Annotated in this window: 8 protein-coding genes and 1 pseudogene; 5 read left to right on the top strand and 4 right to left on the bottom strand. The window is 58.6% G+C overall.

The features are described 5' to 3' along the window. Positions 1 to 356 (top strand): annotated as a pseudogene (locus AB4043_RS11320) (oxidoreductase); the annotation flags it as partial. A 42-nt stretch (positions 357 to 398) separates the two neighbouring features. On the opposite strand, the gene AB4043_RS11325 reads toward AB4043_RS11320, so the two are convergent. Further along, positions 399 to 1262, bottom strand: coding sequence for an SDR family NAD(P)-dependent oxidoreductase (locus tag AB4043_RS11325; protein WP_442307082.1), 864 nt, complete (start codon positions 1260 to 1262; stop codon positions 399 to 401). Between the two features lie 252 nt (positions 1263 to 1514). Further along, on the bottom strand, positions 1515 to 2081 hold the full coding sequence (locus tag AB4043_RS11330; RefSeq protein ID WP_442302744.1) for a TetR/AcrR family transcriptional regulator: 567 nt from the start codon (positions 2079 to 2081) through the stop codon (positions 1515 to 1517). Between the two features lie 185 nt (positions 2082 to 2266). On the opposite strand from AB4043_RS11330, the gene AB4043_RS11335 reads away from it, so the two are divergent. From AB4043_RS11335 to AB4043_RS11345, 3 genes are read left to right on the top strand one after another with little or no spacing between them, the layout of a single operon-like run. Beyond that, positions 2267 to 2830 carry an RNA polymerase sigma factor gene (locus AB4043_RS11335; RefSeq protein ID WP_442302743.1) on the top strand — a complete coding sequence of 188 codons (564 nt, stop codon included), beginning with the start codon at positions 2267 to 2269 and terminating at the stop codon, positions 2828 to 2830. Positions 2831 to 2833: 3 nt separating this feature from the next. Continuing rightward, positions 2834 to 3217 (top strand): hypothetical protein, encoded by a 384-nt coding sequence (locus tag AB4043_RS11340; RefSeq protein WP_442302742.1) that lies wholly within the window; start codon positions 2834 to 2836, stop codon positions 3215 to 3217. Beyond that, positions 3210 to 3380 carry a hypothetical protein gene (locus AB4043_RS11345; protein ID WP_442302741.1) on the top strand — a complete coding sequence of 57 codons (171 nt, stop codon included), beginning with the start codon at positions 3210 to 3212 and terminating at the stop codon, positions 3378 to 3380. Before AB4043_RS11340 ends, AB4043_RS11345 begins: the two co-directional genes overlap by 8 nt. Before the next feature lie 324 nt (positions 3381 to 3704). Here the strand turns inward: AB4043_RS11345 and AB4043_RS11350 are convergent, their stop codons facing one another. Further along, positions 3705 to 4322, bottom strand: a complete 618-nt coding sequence (locus AB4043_RS11350; RefSeq protein WP_442302740.1) for an HD domain-containing protein — start codon at positions 4320 to 4322, stop codon at positions 3705 to 3707. A 292-nt stretch (positions 4323 to 4614) separates the two neighbouring features. Between AB4043_RS11350 and AB4043_RS11355 the strand changes: the two genes are divergently transcribed. Then, the gene (locus AB4043_RS11355) at positions 4615 to 5148 is read left to right on the top strand and encodes a helix-turn-helix domain-containing protein (RefSeq protein WP_442302739.1); all 534 of its coding nucleotides are present in this window, start codon (positions 4615 to 4617) and stop codon (positions 5146 to 5148) included. A gap of 107 nt (positions 5149 to 5255) precedes the next feature. On the opposite strand, the gene AB4043_RS11360 is transcribed toward AB4043_RS11355, so the two are convergent. Next, entirely contained in the window at positions 5256 to 5867 is a 612-nt protein-coding gene (locus tag AB4043_RS11360) for a DJ-1/PfpI family protein (RefSeq protein WP_442302738.1), read from the bottom strand. Positions 5868 to 6081: the final 214 nt, after the last annotated feature.

Genomic DNA, 6081 nt, shown 5'->3' on the forward strand with positions numbered 1-6081 from the left:
AGCTGTTACTGCATGGCATCGACGTGATTGTAGTGGCTCCGGGTGCCGTCGCGACACCCATCTGGGACAAAGCAGAGGCCATTGGTATCGAACGGTTTCGTCAGACCGAATACGCCACGGCGCTGAAGCGTTTTGCACAGATTTTCCTCACTCAGGGCAGGCAGGGATTCCCCCCTGAACGTGTGGGCAAGGTGATCCTGGCAGCGCTCACAACCTCAAGGCCGAAAGCCAGGTACGCGGTGGTGCCTCATAGATTTCGGGGCTGGATACTCCCAAGGATCGTGCCCGCTCGCATGGCGGACCGCTACATCGGCAAGCTGCTCGGCCTCACTAGAACTTGCGGGAAGGACCGCTGAGCGGCCTTCCCCGTTTTTGAGCACTTAGGACGGAGCCCTACCCTACCGGGTCTGGAGCTCCGCGAAGGGCACAGTTCCCTCAAAGACCGTGGAATGGGTCAGCTCCCGGAAACGCTCCGCCTCCTGATGAYGGGCGTCTTCCGCTGTCTTGACGCGCATCTCGGCATCCACGCCGAGGACCAGGCGCATGGGCACCTCCTCGCTGTTGGCCAACTTCACGATCAGGGCCGCGATCTTCTTCGGGTCACCTTCCTGATGGCCTTCATATTTGTCCCGCAGGGCAATGAGCTGCCCGACCGAGGGCTCGTAGTCCGGCAACAGATCCGGCAGGCCTGCGCCGGCGCGACGAAGCCAGTTGGTGCGGATGCCACCCGGCTCCAGCGTGCAGATCTTTACGCCAAAGGGTGCAACCTCAAGTGCAACAGAGTCACTGAAGCCACCTACCGCCCACTTGGCGGCGTGATAGGGCGCATTCCCAGGCATAGCGATGCGGCCACCGATCGAGGAGACCTGGAAGATCAATCCGCTGCGCTGCTTACGCATCTGCGGCACAGCCGCGCGCGTGGTGTAGACCACACCGTACAAGCAGGTGTCGACAATAGCTTTGAAGTCCTCTGAGGAGATCTGCTCGAAAGGAGCAAACAGGCCGTAGCCGGCATTGTTGACCAGAACGTCCAGACGGCCGAAGGTCTCCACGGCTGTCTGGACCGCTGCCTTTGCGGCCTCTTCGTCGCGGACCTCCAGTGTTACCGGCTTGATGCGCTCACCGTACTGAGCCACCAGCGGTGCAAGCTCCTCGATGCGCCGTGCACCGGCGACCACTGAATCTCCAGCTGCAAGAGCAGCCTCCACGATATCCCGTCCGAGACCATTGCCGCTTCCCGTTACCAACCAGACCTTGCTCATTTTGAGAATTCCTCCTGCAAGATCAGATTCCATAATGAGTGAGTAGTTGCTCATTTATTTAAATATTCAATTTCAATGCGACTCGTGACTTGTTTGTCGCCTCTCCAACATCAAACCTAACCTCAGCGGCTGAAGCCGCTCTTCTTTTTGGCTGGCGTGCGGGACGGCTGAAGCCGTCCCCTTAAGCAAGGCATTCGCGCTACGCGCGAATCTGGTGAACAACCGCAGCAACCGAATTGGATGGCGACGTTGCTACTGCAGAGCACGCCAGAAAAGATCAAATGCCTTCTCTTTCAAACTTTCGCGCTGGCGTGGTTTTTTGGCGATGTACTCCATCGCGGCGTCCTGCATGGCGCCCATCATCGAGCTGGCGAAGCCTTTGGGCAACCCCTTCGCGGCGATACGCTCTTCCACTCCGGCGAGGGCGCTGTCTACCTCTCCGCGCATGGCGGCGCTCTTCGCCCTGGTCTCTTCCGTAAGTACTTCGGAGAGGTTGAGGCGCATGGAGACGGATCGCTTTTCCGGATAGGCGATTGCCCAGTCCAGGCTTACGGACCAGACGTGCCAGGCACGGTCCCTGAGCGAACCTTTTATGGGGAAGCCTTTGTGGATGACGCCGTAGATCTCCACTTTTAGTTCAAGATAGAGTTCGTTGAGGAGCTGTTCCTTGGTGGCGAAGTAGGTAAACAGGGTTCCTTCGGCCACTCCGGCGTGCTTTGCAATCCGGGCGGTAGAGACGGAGAGTCCCGCGGCGGCAATCTCATGAATCGCCGCCTGCAGCAGGGCGGAGCGTTTTTCTGAACTGAGGGGCCGCGCCATCTCTACCGAGTATTAGAGCATTTTCCCTGTTGCTGGGTATCCCGGAAGAGAAGTGCGGCGGCGTTTTCATCACGGAAAACGCCCATGGATGCGGAAGCCCTACTCTACTCCTACAGGGAAAATACTCTACAAGAAAGTCTGCAATATGTTTTGAGTTGCTTCGTTCTACAGGATGAGCGAAGCGCATGACGCACGAGATGAGCCTCGACGAGCAGAACCGGTTCCTTACCGAGACGATGGAGCGCGATAAGCCGCGCCTGCGCAGCTTTATTCGCCGACGGGTGAAGGATGCCGACCAGGCCGAGGACATTCTGCAGGAGGTCTTCTACGAGCTGGTGGAGACCTACCGGATGATGAAGCCGGTGGAAACGGCTACCGGGTGGATGTTCACCGTCGCCCGCAACCGGATCACGGACATGTTCCGGAAGAAGACTCCTGAGTCATTGCAGCAGCCGGTGATGGACGACAGCGCGCTAACGCTTGAAGATCTGCTGCCATCGCGCGATGCAGGCCCGGAGGCAGCGTATGCGCGGGAGGTCTTGATGGATCTGATCGAAGAGGCTCTGGATGAGCTACCGGAGGCGCAGCGCGAGGTGTTTATCGCGCATGAGGTCGACGGGCTCAGTTTCAAAGAAATATCCGCCGCAACCGGTGTGGGTGTAAGCACGCTGCTCTCGCGCAAACGATATGCCGTGCTGCATCTGCGGGAGCGGCTGGAAGAGATGAAAGACGTATTTGAAAGCAGGTAGGCGATGAGAAAGCCATTCAAAATTGTGAAGGTGTTGCTGATCGCGGCGGTGGCCGCAACGGTCGTTGGATTTGCGGTCATGTTGCTGTGGAATGCACTGATGCCGGCGATCTTCGCCCTGCCCCGCATCACGTACTGGCAGGCACTGGGGCTCTTTGTTCTTGGCAAGCTGCTCTTCGGCGGCTTCCACGGCCGCAGGCATCATGACGGCTACCGCTGGGGACGCCATATGCGCGAGCGCTGGGAACAGATGTCTCCGGAAGAGCGCGAGAAATTACGTGAAGGCCTGCGCGGCAGCCGCTGTTGGCCAGGACATCCCGGATACCGCCGGGGGCCGGGGGGACGCGGCGATGAGATTCCAGAAAAAGAGGAGGCGAAGCATGGATGAACAGACACTGAACGCCGACTTACTGATGCCGCGGCTGGCAGAGCTGGAAGCAGAGAACGAAAGGTTACGGAAGATGCTGGCGGAGTTGTTGATGACAAATCAGGTGTTGCGGCAAGGGCGGGGATCTACAGAGCGTGAGACGAAGTCGTTATTGAGGGCGTAAGCCACAGGTCGGATGCCCCATATATGCGCAGCATATGTGGGAGGAGCGAGCGAAGCTCGATACATGTTTTGATTTGCCATTTCGTAGCGCAGCGGAGAAATCTGCTGGTCCGAAAACCTATAGCGGGCCTTTCAACGGCCGAGAACTATGCCATATCGGCTCACAAACATTGACCTCAGCGGCTGAAGCCGCATCCTTTCGGGCGCGTTTCTACGGCATGGCTGAAGCCATGCCCTTAAGCAAGACATCGCGCGATGCGCGAATACCCATGTCCCCGAGGGACATGGGGCACCCAGTGCACGGGTAATTCCGGCGGCGTGCAAGCTAAGCAGCAGTTCCCTTCAAGCCCAGTTCTTCTGCGCGCGCCTGCAATGCTGTCAGGCAATTGCCGATGTGATCGTCGAGAGGAATGGCCAGCAGCTCGGCGCCGAGTGTCATATCCTCACGTTTTACGGCGCGGGCGAAGGCTTTGTCTTTCATCTTCTTCTTTACGCCTGCCACCTCGACTTCAAAGATCGACTTGCTGGGCTTCACCAGCGCACACGCCGTTAGAAAACCTGCGAGCTCGTCACAGGCGAAGAGCGCGCGCTCCAGGTGGGTCTCTCGCGGAACGCCGCTGTAGTCTGCGTGCGACAAAATGGCGCGGCGGATCTCTTCAGGCCAGCCCTGTTCTGCCAGCACTTTCTCACCGACGAAGGGATGTTCTTCGAGCGATGGATGCCGGTCGTAGTCGAAGTCGTGAAGCAGGCCGGCAATGGCATATTTCTCAGTGAACTCCGCGGCCTCGTCTCCGCTTAAGCCCAGCCGTTCCGCCTCGCGGGAGCCGTAGAACTCTGTGCAGGCCTCCACGGCAAGTGCATGCTTGATCAGGCTGGCAGACTCGGTCCACTCCTTCAATACTTCCCATGCGCGATCTCGGGTATATGGGTTCATGTGAGACATGGTAAAGAATTTTGCCTCCCATCTAAAAAGATGGTCCGTCGTGACGGCGGGAGCCTTCACTCAGGATGACAACGGAGGAAAACTGCCTGTTTTTCCTCAGGTGCTTACTCTCATTGTAGAAACAAGTTACTCTCTTGGTTCTTTTTCGGGTTTTCTCCCTGTTTTAGCTAATAATCACCGGGATTCCCCTTGACTAAGCAGTAACCGGGTGTCAATCTAGGCACATCCACGCCGTCCAGGCATTGACGGGTGGGCGGGTCCCTTGCTCTGGCGACTTCGCGACAAATTGAATATGGCAACCATGATGGCTCCCGTCGAACAGCGGGAAGTTCTTCGTTGCGATCACTGCAGTCTGGTCCAGTTCCGGACTGTAAATGCGCTGTGCCGCCGCTGCCACAAGCCGCTTGAGGCTGATGAGCCAGAGGTAGCAGCAGCTCCCCTAGCAATCGTTCCGCCGCAGCCGGCCCAGGAAGGCTCGCTGCAGGTAGCGACCGCTGTGCGTGATCTGCGCCGCGTCCGCAACCTGTCGCAGCGCCAGCTGGCCACGCGCATGAACGTACCGCGTACCTACATCTCAAAGATTGAGAATGGCAAGGCGATGCCGACACTTGGCTCGCTGCAGCGGCTCGCTACCGCGCTGCAGGTCGATATCTCGGCGCTGCTGCGCGACTCGCGCTCGCGACGCACCGATGAGGCTGCCGTGCTGATGGCTGACCCGTTCCTGGCGGAGATCGCCGGCTACGTCAATCAGCTGGACAGCCTGCAGCGCTCCATCTTCATGAATCACGTCCGTGAGCTTGCAAGCGGACGCCGGAGGATGGCGTAAGTAAAGCAGTACCTGCTTTCTCTCTCCAAGATCCCGCGGAGGATGTTCAGGCATCCTTCGCGGACCCGCTCTGCTGCGACACGCCAGTCCCTCAGGACTGCAGCCCTTCAGGACCTGGAAGCAAGATCGACCGCGAGGCGGGAGACGAGATACTCCTGCAGTACGCTTTCGAAGCTTGAGAGCCACGCCGGATGCGCCGGCCATGCGGGAGCTGTCACCAGCCTTCCATCCACAACTGCCTCGGTCATCCCAATCGGCTGATACGATCCGCCGGCCAGCTTTACCTCTGGAGCGCATGCCGGATACGCACTGATCTTTTTCCCCTGCAGCACGCCCGCAGCGGCAAGAATCTGCGGACCATGACAGACAGCCGCCACCGGTTTGCCCACCTCGAAGAAGTGGCGCACGGCTTTCAGTACGTCTTCATCCGTCCGTAGATACTCAGGCGACCGGCCACCTGGGATCACCAGGCCGTCATACAGCGCAGCGTCCACCTCGGCGAAGGTAGCGTTCAACATGAAGTTGTGGCCGCGCTTCTCGCTGTAGGTCTGGTCACCTTCGAAGTCGTGAATCGCCGTGCGGACAAACTCGCCCTTACTCTTCTTTGGGCAAACGGCATCGACAGTGTGTCCCAGCACCCGCAGGGTCTGGAACGGCACCATGACCTCGTAGTCCTCAACGTAGTCGCCAACCAGCATGAGCAGCTTCGCGTGCGCCATGACTTCTCCTAAGCATTTCTCCTGTTGCAGGGTATCCCGGAAAGACCGTGCAGCGGCGTTTTCATTGAGGAAAACGCCCATAGATGCAACGCCCTGCACTACACCTAGAGGAGAAATGCTCCTAGAGCCTTTCTCCTGTTACTAGGTATCCCGGAAAGACCGTGCAGCGGCGTTTTCATTGAGGAAAACGCCCATAGATGCAAACGCCCTGCAC

This window comes from Terriglobus sp. YAF25, from assembly GCF_052113305.1.
Classification (GTDB): Bacteria; Acidobacteriota; Terriglobia; order Terriglobales; family Acidobacteriaceae; genus Terriglobus.